The sequence below is a fragment of the Pseudomonas sp. KB_15 genome, assembly GCF_052114525.1.
GTDB lineage: Bacteria > Pseudomonadota > Gammaproteobacteria > Pseudomonadales > Pseudomonadaceae > Aquipseudomonas.
The window spans coordinates 134,917-149,351 of record NZ_JBFREX010000014.1 but is presented as its reverse complement, the minus strand read 5'-3'; the positions used below and the strand labels follow the sequence as shown (position 1 = coordinate 149,351).

General features: G+C 59.0%; 9 protein-coding genes and 2 rRNA genes. 4 read left to right on the top strand and 7 right to left on the bottom strand.

Annotated features, from left to right (window positions below; translation table 11 throughout):
* Together rrf (AB4Z35_RS14765) and rrf (AB4Z35_RS14760) are read left to right on the top strand one after the other, a co-directional pair.
* Positions 1-89 (top strand): 5S ribosomal RNA (rrf, locus tag AB4Z35_RS14765); the annotation flags it as partial.
* A gap of 110 nt (positions 90-199) precedes the next feature.
* Positions 200-315: ribosomal RNA gene (rrf, locus tag AB4Z35_RS14760) — 5S ribosomal RNA — on the top strand.
* 105 nt (positions 316-420) lie between these two features.
* Here the strand turns inward: rrf (AB4Z35_RS14760) and AB4Z35_RS14755 are convergent.
* The 5 genes from AB4Z35_RS14755 to AB4Z35_RS14735 all read right to left on the bottom strand — a co-directional run bounded on the left by AB4Z35_RS14755 (position 421) and on the right by AB4Z35_RS14735 (position 7,435).
* The gene (locus tag AB4Z35_RS14755) at positions 421-888 is read right to left on the bottom strand and encodes an SRPBCC family protein (RefSeq protein ID WP_442097786.1); all 468 of its coding nucleotides are present in this window, start codon (positions 886-888) and stop codon (positions 421-423) included.
* 23 nt (positions 889-911) lie between these two features.
* The gene (locus tag AB4Z35_RS14750) at positions 912-4,322 is read right to left on the bottom strand and encodes an amino acid adenylation domain-containing protein (RefSeq protein WP_442097785.1); all 3,411 of its coding nucleotides are present in this window, start codon (positions 4,320-4,322) and stop codon (positions 912-914) included.
* A gap of 12 nt (positions 4,323-4,334) precedes the next feature.
* Positions 4,335-5,264, bottom strand: coding sequence for a diiron oxygenase (locus AB4Z35_RS14745; protein ID WP_442097783.1), 930 nt, complete (start codon positions 5,262-5,264; stop codon positions 4,335-4,337).
* Complete coding sequence (locus AB4Z35_RS14740; RefSeq protein WP_442097782.1) at positions 5,261-6,037, bottom strand: DUF3050 domain-containing protein; 777 nt, start codon at positions 6,035-6,037, stop codon at positions 5,261-5,263. Before AB4Z35_RS14740 ends, AB4Z35_RS14745 begins: the two co-directional genes overlap by 4 nt.
* A gap of 687 nt (positions 6,038-6,724) precedes the next feature.
* Positions 6,725-7,435 carry a GntR family transcriptional regulator gene (locus AB4Z35_RS14735; protein ID WP_442097780.1) on the bottom strand — a complete coding sequence of 237 codons (711 nt, stop codon included), beginning with the start codon at positions 7,433-7,435 and terminating at the stop codon, positions 6,725-6,727.
* Between the two features lie 194 nt (positions 7,436-7,629).
* On the opposite strand from AB4Z35_RS14735, the gene lapG reads away from it, so the two are divergent.
* Positions 7,630-8,322: a cysteine protease LapG gene (gene lapG / locus AB4Z35_RS14730; RefSeq protein ID WP_008003942.1), complete on the top strand. Its 693-nt coding sequence runs from the start codon at positions 7,630-7,632 to the stop codon at positions 8,320-8,322.
* A 14-nt stretch (positions 8,323-8,336) separates the two neighbouring features.
* Positions 8,337-10,283, top strand: coding sequence for a cyclic di-GMP receptor LapD (gene lapD / locus AB4Z35_RS14725; RefSeq protein ID WP_108231398.1), 1,947 nt, complete (start codon positions 8,337-8,339; stop codon positions 10,281-10,283).
* 153 nt (positions 10,284-10,436) lie between these two features.
* Here the strand turns inward: lapD and AB4Z35_RS14720 are convergent, their stop codons facing one another.
* Both AB4Z35_RS14720 and bcsC read right to left on the bottom strand, forming a co-directional pair.
* Positions 10,437-10,802, bottom strand: a complete 366-nt coding sequence (locus AB4Z35_RS14720) for a tryptophan synthase subunit beta (protein WP_442097779.1) — start codon at positions 10,800-10,802, stop codon at positions 10,437-10,439.
* Between the two features lie 113 nt (positions 10,803-10,915).
* The gene (gene bcsC / locus AB4Z35_RS14715) at positions 10,916-14,425 is read right to left on the bottom strand and encodes a cellulose synthase complex outer membrane protein BcsC (protein WP_442097777.1); all 3,510 of its coding nucleotides are present in this window, start codon (positions 14,423-14,425) and stop codon (positions 10,916-10,918) included.
* Positions 14,426-14,435: the final 10 nt, after the last annotated feature.

Sequence of the window (14,435 nt, the reverse complement as noted above, 5' to 3'; positions counted from 1 at the left end):
CCTGATCCCATCCCGAACTCAGCAGTGAAACGATGCATCGCCGATGGTAGTGTGGGGTTTCCCCATGTGAGAGTAGGTCATCGTCAAGATTAAATTCCGAAACCCCTATCTGCGTATGCAGGTAGGGGTTTTGTCTATAGAGTAGAAGCATCAAGAATTCGCTGGCACGTCACTACAGACGGATCGGCACACAGAATTTCTTGACGACCATAGAGCATTGGAACCACCTGATCCCATCCCGAACTCAGCAGTGAAACGATGCATCGCCGATGGTAGTGTGGGGTTTCCCCATGTGAGAGTAGGTCATCGTCAAGATTGAATTCCAAAACCCCTGTCTGCTAACGCCGACAGGGGTTTTGTCGTTTCAGGGGTACTGAAAAGCCCGTTGTGAAGCCTCTCCACAGCAGGCTTTTTCACATTCTACGCAAACAGTTTCAGCACATTGTTCATTGCATCATCGGCAAAGCCCTGTACGAAATCCTTGAAGCCCGGCAGCGCCTCGACGCCACCCTGTGCCGGGTCGGCGATGATGGTCCAGGTGGCTCGGGACTTGTTCGTATCCAGGGGTTCAACGCTCATCGCTGCCCACAGATTGGCCACACCCAGCGTGTTGTAGATGGTGGTCCAGGTCATGTGCCGTGCCTGATCGTCCCGGGAGTTGAGCTGTTCGACCACCAGGTTACCGTCCTTGAAGAACTTTTTGCGCAGCGATGAAACCCCTTCGCCGGTCATCTCGATGTGTGACAGCGCCGGGATGAAGCGATCGAAGCCGGCAAAGTTACCGACTACGGCCCATACCTGCGCAGCATCGGCGGGCACGTCCATCGAGGACACAACGTGGCAGCCTTGGGGGTTTTTGATCAGGGTATCGGGATGCAGAGTACTCATGGTTTTGCTCCGTTGGGGTTGAGTCAGATGAAGTTGATTTCTTTGAGGTAATCGCAGCCGCGTCGCAGCAGCGCCGGGGACTTTTGCGGGTAGTGCGCACCCATTAGCCGAACACCTGCCTGGGCGTTGTCGTGACCGATCATCGAGATATCACCGATGTCCTCCTCGAAGCCGTTGAGGTAGAACCCCAGCACGCCGAACAACGCGTTGTCGCTGTCAACCCGACTCAGTTGCTGTTGCCAGTCGGCGACGCTGACCATCGCGAATTCGCGCCCTGCCTCGCGGAAGGACGCCACGTAGTTGTCCCAGCTCAGGGGCTCGGGGTTGTGCAGGTTGAACACCGCCTGTTCCGGTTGATAACGACTGGCGTGGAAGGCGATGAATCGGGCGAGAAAGTCCACCGGCATCAAGTCGAAATTCAAGGCGAACTCCGGCACCTGGCCAAGCTGGAGCGAGCCCTTGAGCATCAGCATCAGGCGGTTCTTGTGCGGCTGGCACACACCTGTGAGGCTGTTGAAGCTGATGTTGCCGGGGCGGTAGAGATTGACCCGCACCCCAAGCTCCCGCGCCCGTTCGAGGATTCGCTCACCGACCCATTTGGACAGGTTGTAGCCGTTCTTGATGTAGATCGGTGGCGTCACTGCAGCCGGTAACTCAAGCACTCGGCCGTCGGCGGACATCGTGCTGGAGGCCGAGAGCGTCGAGACGAAGTTGAAGATTTTTTTGCTGCGTCCTTCGCACAGGCGCAAACATTCGAAAATCGGCTCGACGTTGTCCCGCGCCAGTGACTCGTAATCGAGGACGTGATTGACGTTGGCCGCGTTGTGCACCAATGCGCCATATTCTCGATCCAGGCGCTGATAAACCTCAGCCGCCAACCCGAGTTCCGGCCGCGTGATGTCAGCCGCGTAAACCCGCACCCGGCTCATATCCAGATGCTCGAGACGGTTCTCTCGCAATGCCTGGGTGAAGCGCCCGTCCGCCGATTGCCCGTTGCCTTCGCGAACCAGGCAGGCGACTTCGCTGGCACCCCAGGCCAACAACGCCTCGACGATGTGTACACCGACAAAACTGTTGGCGCCGGTAACGATCACCTTGTGCACATCGCCCATACGGCTAACGGGTAGCGGCCGAACATCCAGTTCGCGGAAGGCATCGCGCATGGCCTGTTCGCTCAGCACTTCTTCGCTGCCGGAGCCGCGTACCAGTGTCGCCAGTTTCGCGAGGGTAGGCAGTTCGATGAAGCGGTTGATCGAGATGCTGCGCCCGAACTCCTCGCGCAATCGCAAGAGCATGCGCGACAGCAGAATCGAGTGCCCGCCCAGGTTGAAGAAGCTTTCGTCGGTGGAAATGCCACTCGCTGGCAACTCCAGCAACTCGGCCCAGATTTCCAGCAGCAGGGCTTCATCGGCACTGGCTGGCAGGCGCCGTTGAGGGTTCTCGGTGACGCTCACGGGCAGATCCAGCAGCGCCTTGCGGTCGACCTTGCCATTGCTGGCGTAGGGCATGCTTGCCAGCTCGGTCCATGCAACGGGGTGCATGTAGTCCGGCAGTTGCTGTACCGCGTGGGCCTTCAACGCTTGGCGAGCGGTGCCGGGGAGGTCTTCCCGGGGTTGGGCGAGGAAGGCCAGAATCCGTCGCTGGCTATCAATGACCACGGCAACCTGGCGGTACAACTGGCTGTCGCGCAGGCAGCGCTCAATCTCTTCCGGCTCGACCCGGAAGCCGCGAATCTTCACCTGATTATCACGCCGACCGCACAGCTCGATCCCTTCAGGCGTCCACTTCGCCATGTCCCCGGTGCGATAGGTGCGCAGGGTCCGGCCATCAGGCAAGTTCAGATCCAGATAGCGCTCGGCGGTTTGCTGCGGGTTGTTCAGGTAACCCAGGCATACACCCGGGCCGGCGATGTACAACTCACCGACGGTCTGTTCGGCCACCGTTTGCAAGTCATCATCGAGAATCAATACCTGGCTGTTGGCGATTGGAGCGCCCAGCGAGCGGTTGTTGTCGCCTGCCTGGAGTTTACGCGCGGTAATCAGCACCGTGGCTTCGGTGGGCCCGTAGAGGTTGTAGAGCTTTCCCTGACGGCTCAGTTGCTCGATGACCCACGGCTCGCAGACATCGCCGCCGGTCATAACATGATCCAGGCACTGCAATTGCTCCAGCGGCAGGACGCTCAATAAGGCCGGCGGTAAAAAGGCGTGGGTCAGTTGTCGATGACGAATCAGTTCCACCAGTTGCAGCGGATCGCGGCGTTGGTCTTCGCCGGGCACGACCAGCTCCGCGCCTTGCATCAGGGTCGGAAAGATGTCGATCAGTGATGAGTCGAAACCCAACGAAGAAAACTGCAGCACCCGGCTCTGGCTGGTCAACTGCACATAGTCGGCGTACCAGTGGGTGAAGTGCGCGAGGTTGGCCTGGCTGAGCAGCACGCCCTTGGGATGGCCGGTGGTACCCGAGGTGTAGAGCGCCATGCATGGCGCATTGAGGTCGGGGCGTTGGCGCATCAACGGTTGAGTGAGGTCTGCGTCATGGACATCGATGCTGCTGATGTCCAGCCCTGGCATCTCGCTCGCCAGGGGATGCTCGCCGTCATGCAGCAACAACACCGCGCCGGCATTCGACAGGATGTACTGCTGACGTTGAAGCGGATGGCTCGGCTCCAGCGGCAAGTACACCGCGCCGCTGCCCAGGATCGCCAGGATTCCCGCATACAGCGAGCTGCATTTGGGCAGGCAGATACCGATGACTACCGGGCCTTGATGCTGAACCAGCAGCGGTCGCAGACGTTGCTGGATGGCGCGGCTTTGGGCGTGCAGTTGGTGATAGTCGAGGGTGCTCCCGGAAATGCTCAAGGCCGGACGGTTAGCGCTCTGGATGCATTGTTGTTCCAGCTTTTCGATCATCGGCGTTTGCGCGAGTTGCAGCAGTCGTGGGTCGGCGGTGGCATTCAGGCGATGCACGAACGCGAGGCTGTCCAGGAACCGCAGGCTCTCGATGCGCTCGTAACGGGCAGCAACGGCGGGTTCGGCGAGTCGAAAATAGTCGGCATCACGCGAGTAGCGGCTGACCAGCAGCGCCACGTGGTCAACCAGTGCTGTCACGGCCTGCACATGTAAAGCCTGGCCGTTACCCGACGGTTCATCGGCGATGGGTACACGAGTCAGCAGCGTTGAGCCATGGCAGCACAACAAGTCCAGCGATGGCAGGCCGGACGCCTGTGGCACGCCAAGACCCAATTGCAATGTCAGTCGTGGCGCCTGACAGGTGAACTGAAGCGACGTGTCATCGTCGATCAGCAGATCAGCCTGTCCAGGCATGTCGTCGAGCGCGCAGATCCGCGTCAGTGAGTGGCCGTGTTGTTCGAGTTCCAGCGCCAGGTCGGTCAGGGCCTGGCTTTGTCCGGTGAGCAAAATGTCGAGACGTCTCATGATGGCTCCTCGTCAAACCAGGTAGTCGCTGAGGGCGGTTTGTACGCACGGCGAATCGAGCAGCGAACTGCTGTGGAAAAACCGCACAATGTTGGCCACCAACGGGTGATGGCGATTGATCGGGAACGCCAGTGCCGACACTTCGCTCTTGAGTGCGTGGCGTGCCGTGTCGTTGATCTGCAATGCGTCGATCAAGCGGAAGTCGAAGGATTTCTGGATGTCGTTGGTCAGGTAATGGCCAATGAACACCGGCAGGATCTGCGCGATGCACTGGCGGTCGTCTGCACTTGCGGTATGCCAGTAGATGCGCACCAGCCGCGCCCAAAAACCGGAATGACGCCCCTCGTCCAGCAAGTGATCGGCCATCAGACCCTTGATCGATTGCTTGACCGTGTCGTCCTTGGCGAACGCGGCGACATCACCGGTCACAGTGTTTTCGGCGATGGCCACGCAGATCAGTTCAACAGCGCTACGCAGGTGCTCCGGTGCGAGCGCCACGGCCGCCGGTATCGCTCGGCTCAGCTCGATCTCATCCGGCAACTCAATCGGGGCGATGCCGGTCATGGCGACGGTCTGTTGCATGAAATCCATCGCCACCAGCGCGTGGTAGTCCTCGTCYACCACSACRGTCATGGCGTCGTAGCGACAGGCGAACGGRAACKCSACSSYGAAGCGRTTYTTRGCGATGCTGCGGGCGGTYTTGTCGACGATCTCGGTTTCGAAAATCACYACGTCRTTGATGAACTTGTAGAGCGTTTGCACCAAGGCAAAGTCGCGCTGTTCCGGGCATTCGCGCAGAAAGGTTTCGCTCAGCACCAACGGTTGGCGGCTCAAGGGGTAGATCAGTTTGTCGTCGTTCTCCAGCACGCGGCGCGGGCGGGTGCGGATGGTCGCGCGGCTCTCCCAGGCGTCGGCGAAGGATTGGTAGTCGGCGGCGTTCATGCGCTCACCTGCGCAACCGATTCGTTCATGCTCAGGCGCAACCCGTCCCACAGGGCGATACGACTTTCCACGGCAGCGATGGCGCTGGCATACACATCTTCCTGCCGTTGCGGGTTGCTATCGACCAGTCGCGACAGGAGCTTTTCCGCCGCCGGGCCGTGATCCTCGGAGTCGACCTCAATGTGCCGTTCGAGGTAGTAACGGAAGGTCGGTGCCTGCTCGATGCCGATCCCCCAATCGTCGAGGATGCGCTGGAACATCTGCGGGATAACGCTCTCGCGACCGTGCAGAAACGCCGCCGCTACACTGTGACCCGGCGCATGCAGTGCGGTGTGCAGCGTATGGCGAACGAAATGTGCGGCCGCCGGGTCGACGTTGACGCTCTGCAAGGCCACGTCGTAGCTCACGCCTTCTTGCTGCAGGGCCACGAAGCGTTCGATGGCAACGGTGCAGGCGCCGACTTCGCGCATTGCATCCAGGTACAACTCGAAGTGGCTGTAGTGACCCTGGTCCGGGCGATCATCCGATTCCTCACCCAGCACGATCTCGTTGATCAACCGCGCTGCCTGGGGGTCCTGCGGCGGCAACCAGGGCAACTGCACACAGGTCAGTTCCTGTTGCAGGCGTTTGGTCAGCGACATGAAGTCCCATACGGCAAACACGTGGGTTTCCATGAAGCGTCGCAGGACCGGCAGCGAGTGTATTTCAGAGAAAATCGGATGTTCGCTAAGTTCGGCTTTTTTTTGAATAAGGCGTTCTTTAGTTGGTTTCATGGATGAGCCTGTAAATGAACTGAGGTGAGAAGTAATCAAGCACTGAAGTTCGCTGGAAGTTTTCTCCTGGCGAACGGGTACCTCAAACGAATTGATCTTTTTAAGTGCTATGGATGCCGAGTAATTGAGGCTTTGCTGCCGCTTGTGGCTGGCAGCGAAGAAAAGCTAATACACATATAAAGTGTCAATCAAGTTGTTTCGGTATTATTTTGATATTCAACTTTTTGATGGGTGATAAGTTCCAATAAAACTTTCTATATAAGTTTTATTTTGGCGTAGTTACTCCTTCCGGCTTATATAAGTCAGAATTGAATAAAGAGTGAATGCCTCACTCGAAGTAACTTTTAAGCGGGCGTCGTTGGGGGTGTCTGAGGGGGTGGAAGCGGGTCGCAAGTGATGCCGATCCTTCCGTTCCCGTGATGAGGCTCCTTCCTTCGCTTCTGGGGACGGGGACTACGCCATTTGCACGGAGCGTCCCCCGTTTTATTGTGTCCTGATTACCCAGAGTGGGCGTAAATCGAGGCGGCCGCCATTACTGAGGCATCACGCAATCGTTGCAATGCTCAGGTTTGAAGACGGCGGGGCATTGGAGCGCGGTATGGCGCCGCGAGGGCGGAGCACTTCGGGGAATACGCGGCAAGCGAGGGTGAGCCGTTCGGTACGCTTCCCCGGATATGCCGCTGCGGGTTACTTCGACTTGTTTCTGGCCTGGACTTCAGGGCTGTTGAGATAGCGCGTAATGACCTCGACCCCTCGGTTCAGGTGATGTTCGAGCAGTTTCACGGAGCGTTCGACGTCCCGGTCTTCGGCGGCCCGCAACAGTGCCTGATGGTCGTCCTGGGACAGTTTGCCCAGGCCCATGGCTTCCAGGTTGAAACGCAGGAACCGCTCTTCTTCGATCAGGCCGTCTTCGACCAGTTTCAACAGCCGACGATTGGGCGCCCGGCTGTAAAGCGTCATGTGGAACAGGCGATTGAGCCGTCCGATTTCGGTGTAGTCGTTTTGCGTTTCCAGTTCGTCGATGTATCGGGCAGCCTGTTCGAGATCTTCGTCCTGGAGCAGTGGCACCGAGAGACGCAGGGCTTCGGATTCCAGCAGGATGCGCAGCGCATAGGTTTCCACGGCATCGCCCTGGACCAGCGGCGCGACCACGGCACCCTTGTGGGCAATCACGTTGAGCAACGATTGTGCTTCGAGCTGGCGCAAGGCTTCGCGTACGGGCATGCGGCTGACGCCGAACAGGTCGGCGAGGTCTTGCTGGCGCAGGGCCGCACCGCAAGGAATGCGTCCGTCAAGTATCGCAGCGCGCAGGGTTTCTTCGATCACCGAGCGTGCCATATGAGCGGGAATCGGCCCGTTGACCTTGATACTGCTCAGAGGGTTGGGCTTTTGTGTCACTAAACGCACCCTGATTGATGGAATATTTTTGGATCCAAATGACACTAGTAACTGACCGACGGCTTGTCAAACAAGCTCTCGAGTGCCTTTCTTGAAGTTTAGCGCAGCCAGTGATCTCACTGTGCCATAGTCTTTTCCCGGTCTAACCTTCACCATTCAAACGACTCCCTCCTGCCTATCCAGGATGCCTCGCATTGGTGGCAAGTTTAACAATCCCCCGGATTTTACGCTGGCTGTGCGGCGCATTGCTGCTGGCTGGCGTGATGCTGGGCAGCTTGAGTGCCGATTGGGATTTTTCCCTGATCAGCCGGCGGGCGCAGGCATTGTACGGACCTTTGGGAGAAGGTCAGCAGCGCATTAATGATTGGCAATACTTGTTGGCCAGTCAGAAGCAGCTCGGCGAGCTGGAACAACTCAACGTGGTCAATCGCTTCTTCAACAAACAGCTGCGATACGTTGAAGACATCGATCTGTGGCATGAAGTCGACTACTGGGAAACCCCGATCGAAGCCCTGTGGAAAGGCGCCGGCGACTGTGAAGACTACGCTATTGCCAAGTACTTCAGCCTGCGTCACCTCGGTGTAGCCAGTGAAAAGCTGCGTATTACTTACGTCAAGGCACTGACCCAGAACCGCGCGCACATGGTGCTGACCTACTACTCGAGTCCGGAGGCCGAGCCCCTGGTGCTTGACAGCCTGATTGATGCAATCAAGCCGGCCAGCCAACGAAAGGATTTGCTGCCGGTCTACTCTTTCAATGCAGAGGGACTGTGGTTACCGGGCGCCAAGGGCAATAAAAAGGCCGGCGATACCAAACGCCTTTCGCGTTGGCAGGATGTGTTGAAAAAAATGCAGGCCGAAGGATTCCCGGTCGAGACGACTAACTAGGAGCACGTGCTCAGATGTCTTTGTTCAAACAGCTGTTGATTGCTATCTGTCTGTTCCTGGTGGTCGCCTTCACCGGCAGTTTCATGGTCAGTCTGGAGAGCTCGCGTACTCAGTACGTCAACCAGTTGCGCTCCCATGCCCAGGACGCCGCGACGGCGCTGGCGCTTTCCCTGACACCGAATATCGACGACCCGGCGATGGTCGAGTTGCTGGTCAGCTCGATTTTCGACAGCGGTTACTACGCGAGCATCCGCGTGGTCGATCTGAAGACCGACCAGACCCTGGTTGAGCGCACGGGTATCCCGGCGGTGAACAATGTTCCGGACTGGTTCGTCAGACTGATCGGCCTGGAGCCCGCCGGTGGTGATGCGATCGTCAGCCGTGGCTGGGAGCAGGCTGCCCGGGTCGAGGTGGTCAGCCACCCGATGTTCGCACTGGCCAAGTTGTGGCAAAGCGCTTTGGGCAGCCTGAGCTGGTTGCTGCTATGTGGCGCGGTCAGTGCGGTACTCGGCGCGCTGTTACTGCGCCAGCAATTGAGACCGCTGGATTACATGGTCCAGCAATCCCACGCCATCGCCCGGCGGGAATTCCTCAGCCTGCCGGAACTGCCGCGCACACCCGAGCTTCGCCGGGTCGTGCAGGCCATGAACCAGATGGTCGAGAAGCTCAAGGCGCTGTTCCAGGAGCAGGCCGAGCGCAGTGAAAAACTACGGGTCGAGTCCTATCAGGACTCGTTGACCGGGTTGGCCAACCGGCGTTATTTCGAGATGCAATTGAACGCGCGGGTGAGCAACCCTGAACAGGCCAGCTCCGGTTACTTGCTTCTGTTGCGGGTTCAGGATCTGGCGGGCCTCAACCAGCGCCTGGGCGGACAACGCACGGACGAATTGCTGCGGGCGGTCGGCGAGCAGCTGTCGCGCGAATGCGCCCGATATCCGGCAACGCAAAACCTCGTTACGCGGATTCGGGGTGGCGAATTTGCCGTGCTGGCGCCTGGGCTGATGCGCGAAGAAGCACTGCAACTGGCGCAGCACCTCGACACAGCCCTGGCCAGCCTGCATGCGACCGGCGCCACCGACGTGGTCTCGGTCGCCGCGATCGGGTTGGCGCCGTTTGTCCATGGTGACGTGCCGCAAGCAGTGCTCGGGCTGGCGGATCAGGCATTGGCGCAGGCCGAAAGCCAGGTTGATTCGAATTGGGTCTGTCTGGATCGAAGCACCCTGGCCTGTGTCGGCGATGACCAGCATGCCTGGCACAACCTACTGGATCGGGCGCTGAAGCAGCGGCAATTCAAGTTATTTTTCCAGCCGGTGGTGGCCAGCCAGGACACACAACGAGTGCTGCACCACAAAGTACTGTCACGCCTGATCGACGATCAGGGCCAAAGCATACCGGCCGGGCGCTTCCTGCCGTGGTTGCAGCGGTTCGGCTGGACTGCGCGACTGGATCACCTGATGCTGGAATTGGTGCTGGAGCAGATGGCCGATCACGAAGCACCGCTGGCGCTGAACCTGTCATCGGCGACGCTGGAAGACCCGCAGGGCTTGAATGCACTTTTCGAACGGCTGCGCTCGCATTCCCATCTTGGGTCGCGGCTGACCCTGGAAATCGGCGAAGAACAATTGCCGGAGCAAGCCATGCTTGAAGACCTGACGCGGCGATTGCGTGGGCTAGGGTTCTCGTTGAGCCTGCAACATTTCGGTGGGCGCTTCAGCATGATTGGCAATCTCGCCCGGCTCGGGTTGGCGTATCTGAAAATCGACGGCAGCTACATCCGCGCGATCGATCAGGAGAGCGACAAGCGTCTGTTCATCGAAGCCATTCAGCGTGCGGCCCATAGCATCGATTTGCCGTTGATTGCCGAACAGGTTGAAACCGAGGGCGAGCTGGCGGTGATTCGGGAGATGGGGGTTTATGGGGTGCAGGGGCGGTTGGTGGGGGAGCCGAAGCCTTGGCAGTAGCGAAAATCTAGCTGTACTTGATGTCGCCTTCGCGAGCAGGCTCGCTCCCACAATGGATCGGTGTTGAATACAAATCCAGCAACCGCCACCAGTCAACTGTGGGAGCGAGCCTGCTCGCGAAGGCGTCAGTACCGGCGCTGAAGAGCCAAAGGCTTAAATAAACCCCTCCTCATCATCATCAACCAAATGACTCAACCCGCCCAACGCCTCCCGGGCCTGGGTCCGATCCATGAGCTTGGCTTGTGCGGGGGCTGGCAAGTCGGTGACGAGGATGAGGCCTTTGCTGATCAGCACCTCGATCAAGTCGTCGAGTACCCGGATCATTTCCAGGTCGCTCTGCCGCAGTTGCTTGAGTTGTTTAATCTGCTTGAGCTGTTTGAGGCTGGTGGCCATGACTTCATTGGCGAACCAGGCCTGGAGGTCAGGGTGGTCGGCCGGCAGCGTTTCCGTGGATTCGGCGTAGGCTTCGGCTTCGACGCGCATCAGTTGGCCGTCTGTACTGCGTTGCACGTAGAACATCAAGCATCCCTCAAAAGTGAACGGCGTCATGCTGTCAGCAGCATAGTCAACATCGCGCCGGTAGAGGGTGTGCTTCATATCCTGCGCACAAATCAAGCACACATCCCCCGCCGTCACCGCATATCTGCATAGGGTGTTACCGGTTCGATCGGCATAGGGAGATTGCCTTGCCATTCATCGAAGGTGTAACGCAGGTACAGCATAGCGCGGCTAGGGGCGTAGCCTTCGCTGTGTTGCAGGGTGATTCCCGAGCCCACAACCATGTGATTCGTCAGGCGTCGTTCGACCAGCGCTTGCAGGCGAATGCTGGCGCCAGTGCTGCTGCTTCCGTTGGTCAGGGCGGTGTCGGGAATGATTTCAAACCCCGCCGGGCCGCCCAGCGGATACAAGTTGCTACTGTCGGTTTTTGAGTATGACCAGCCTACCGAGCTTTCCAGCTGTGCCGACCAATTGGCATTGCGCCAGGCATAGCTGAATGGAACGCCAATCGAGTAATACTGTTGCGGGCTGTAATAACCGCCCTGGCCAAAGGTGTACTCGCTCAAGTCCTTGTCGTAGCCCCAATACATGAGGGTCAAGCCGGTACGCATACGCTCGTCGGCACGATCCATCAGTCTGTAGTAGTAACCGGTCATGGCCGAGAGGCGTTGGTTGTCGACCACGTTCTTGCCGCGCAGCCAATGGCTGCCGAAACTGGCCCACACACCGTCAACGCCACCTTCATCATGGCTCAGGCTCAAGGTTAACCCGTTGCTGGTGACGCCACCCCAGCGTATACCGGTCTGTGGGTCCACGGCACCGGCGTACGACACTACCGAGTTGGTCATGGGGCGACGTGAGGCGGTCAACGTCCAGCCAATGGACTTCCAGTCACTGCTGTAAGCGACGCCACCGAGCCAGTTACCCACTTCGAAACCTTGCGGCGAATGGCCCAGGTCCAGTGCCCACTGAGCGTTCTTCCAGCCCACGGCCAGGCTTGGACCGCTAGTGCTTTGCGAGGTGCTGCGGCAGCCATTGGGTACCAGCGCACCCGTGGCGCGGTCGCGGAGCTGGACGGCGCAGGTGCCGAACTGTTCGCGGTGCAAACCATCCGCGTCAGTGTCGAAGTTGCTGGCATCAAGGTCTACCTGTTCGGCCTGAACGAAACCCTGGCCTTGGGCGAACGGCGAGTCGATACGCACAATGGTCAGCTGCGTCGTCAGGTCGGAAATCCCCGGTGCCGTGTTGTCATTGCGCCAGGCGTAGTCATGGTAAAGATTGACGGTCGGGTTCTGCTGTTGATAAAGCTCGTCGACGTCGCTGCGCAGGCTGCGCGGCAGCCAATCATCGCTGTCCTTGGCGCGGCTGGCCTCAGTCATCGCTACGTTGTCGCGGGGATTGGCCTGGGCAGGTGAAATCAAACCAGCCGCGGCCATGCTGCGGGCGTAATTATCCAGTGCCAGTTGCGGCTGATCCTTTGCCATAAGACGCGCTGCATCGCGATAGATCAGTGGGTCGGTCTGCGGCGTTTTCAACAGATTGGCGAACATCGCACTGGCTTTATCTTTTTCGCCCACGGCAGACCAGGCATTGAAGAACCGTCGTTGCCAGGGTGCGGGAGCAGCAGGGGCCACGACAATTCGATCCAGGCCGGCACGGGCCTGATCAATGTGCCCGGTCGCAATCTGCGCTTCGATCAAGCCCAGCTGTGCCTCGGCATTTTGTGGCTGTACGCTGAGCACCTTGCGATAGTAGGTCTCGGCCCCGGCATAGTCTTCACGTTGCGCGGCCCAGTCGGCGAGGGTGCCAAAATCATCGACGGTTGGATTACGCAGCAACAGGGTAATGGCCTGAGACTCGTGCCCGGCGTCTCGCAGTTGTTCGACCTGAGTCATCAACTGCCGACGTTTGATCCGGGTGTCCAGCTCACGCATGTTTTCGGTCCAGTCGGCGACCGGAATCTGTCCAAGGGTGGCCAACACTTCGCTGTCGCGGTTCTCATTGGCCAGGTACAGACCATGAGCGTAACGAGCCTCGGGATTGCGGCCTTGCAGGGCAAGCAATTCACTGAACGCTTTGTCAGCCTCTCGCGGTTGGCCCATGGCAACTTCGGCGGCGGCCAGGCGATAGGTCAGCCATGGATTATCGGGTTCCAACTGGCGGATTTTCTTCAGCAGCGACGCCAACTGAGCCCAGTCCGAATGCTGACTGGCGAGGTCCGCTTGCAGGTTCAGCCGCTCAAGTTCAATGCTCCGGCGCAGGCTGACAAACTCCTTCTGGTTTGTAGCCGGCAAGGTATTGAGGAAGGCCTCGGCACGCTCGATGGACTGACCCCGATACAGCCGCATCAGGGCACGCACCACGCTGCCATTGCCTGGTTCGACCTTGCGCGCCTGCAACAGCAGCGCTTCAGCCGCGATTTCATCGGACTCGGCCATGGCGACATTGGCGAGGCCGATCAATGGGTCGGCGGAGTCAGGCTTGAGGGTTCGCGATTGCTGATAGGCCTTGCGTGCAGCCACGTAGTCCTTGCGCTGCAGGGCTTCGTCACCTTGTTGCAGGATCATCCAGTTGCGAGTAACGGCCTGTAGATCCTGCCATTTGCTAATGTAAGCAGTGTCTTGTTCTTTGCTCAACGCCGTGGAAAAAGCCTCATGCGCCGCCGAGTATTTGCTTTGGCGCATTAACGCCGTACCCAATGCGCCATAAAGGCTCGCGTCTTGCGGATAAGCCTTCAAGGCCTTGCGCAACAAGCTCTCGGCAGCCGCACTCTGCTCGGCATTGTCTTGCTCAAGCATGCGCTTGGCTTTGACGCCGGCCTGCCAGGCAGGATCGGCCAACAGGCCTTGTTGCATCGCCAGCTGCTTCGTCGCTTCTTTAGCCCGCGGCGAATACGGGTAATAGCGAATGAATGCCTGCCACGCCTGCGCCGTCTGCGAGCCAACTGGCAGCGTGATCAGGTAGTTGTATTCCCGTTCGGCGGCATTGGTACTGGCGATAGGGTCCGCCGCCAATTGATGCAGCACGGTCAGGGCTTCGTCGTTGCGATCTTCGGCAAACAATAGCCCGACCAGCATCTGGCGTAAGGCGGCATTGCCTGGATAATCCCGGTCCAGGGCCTGCACATGACCAATCACAGCTGCACGCTGGCCGCTGATGCGACTGCGCGCGTTCCAGTATTCCAGAGCCGACGCGAGGTCCGGTGGCTCTTTTGCGAACAGCTTTTCGAAGGCCTCACTGGCCTCGTCAAAGCGCCCGGCAGCAGCCAGTAACCGTGCCTGCTGCAATTGGCGCACGCCGTCCGGGCTGTGCATTTTGATAAGTGCTTGAGCCTGGCGCAATTGCGCAGAGTCCGGCGCCAGTTGGCGCAGGCGCGTCAATCGCTGCTCGATCCAGGCACTGTTCTGTGGCTGAGTCTTGTCAGCCAACGCCTGACGAATGTCGCCCACCAGAACCTGGGGATCGTCGGGGGCGATCAGTCTCAGTCGTGCCAAAGAGTCGCGGACCAGATCTTCGCGCTGCAAGGCCTCACCGATACGCATTTGTTGCAGCAGCCATTGCTGTTGCTCTTGTTGAGTAACAGGAACAGTCGCTGCGAGCGTGGCACCGCTCAAGCAGGACAGCAACAGTGTGGAGCGCAACATTAAAATCTTG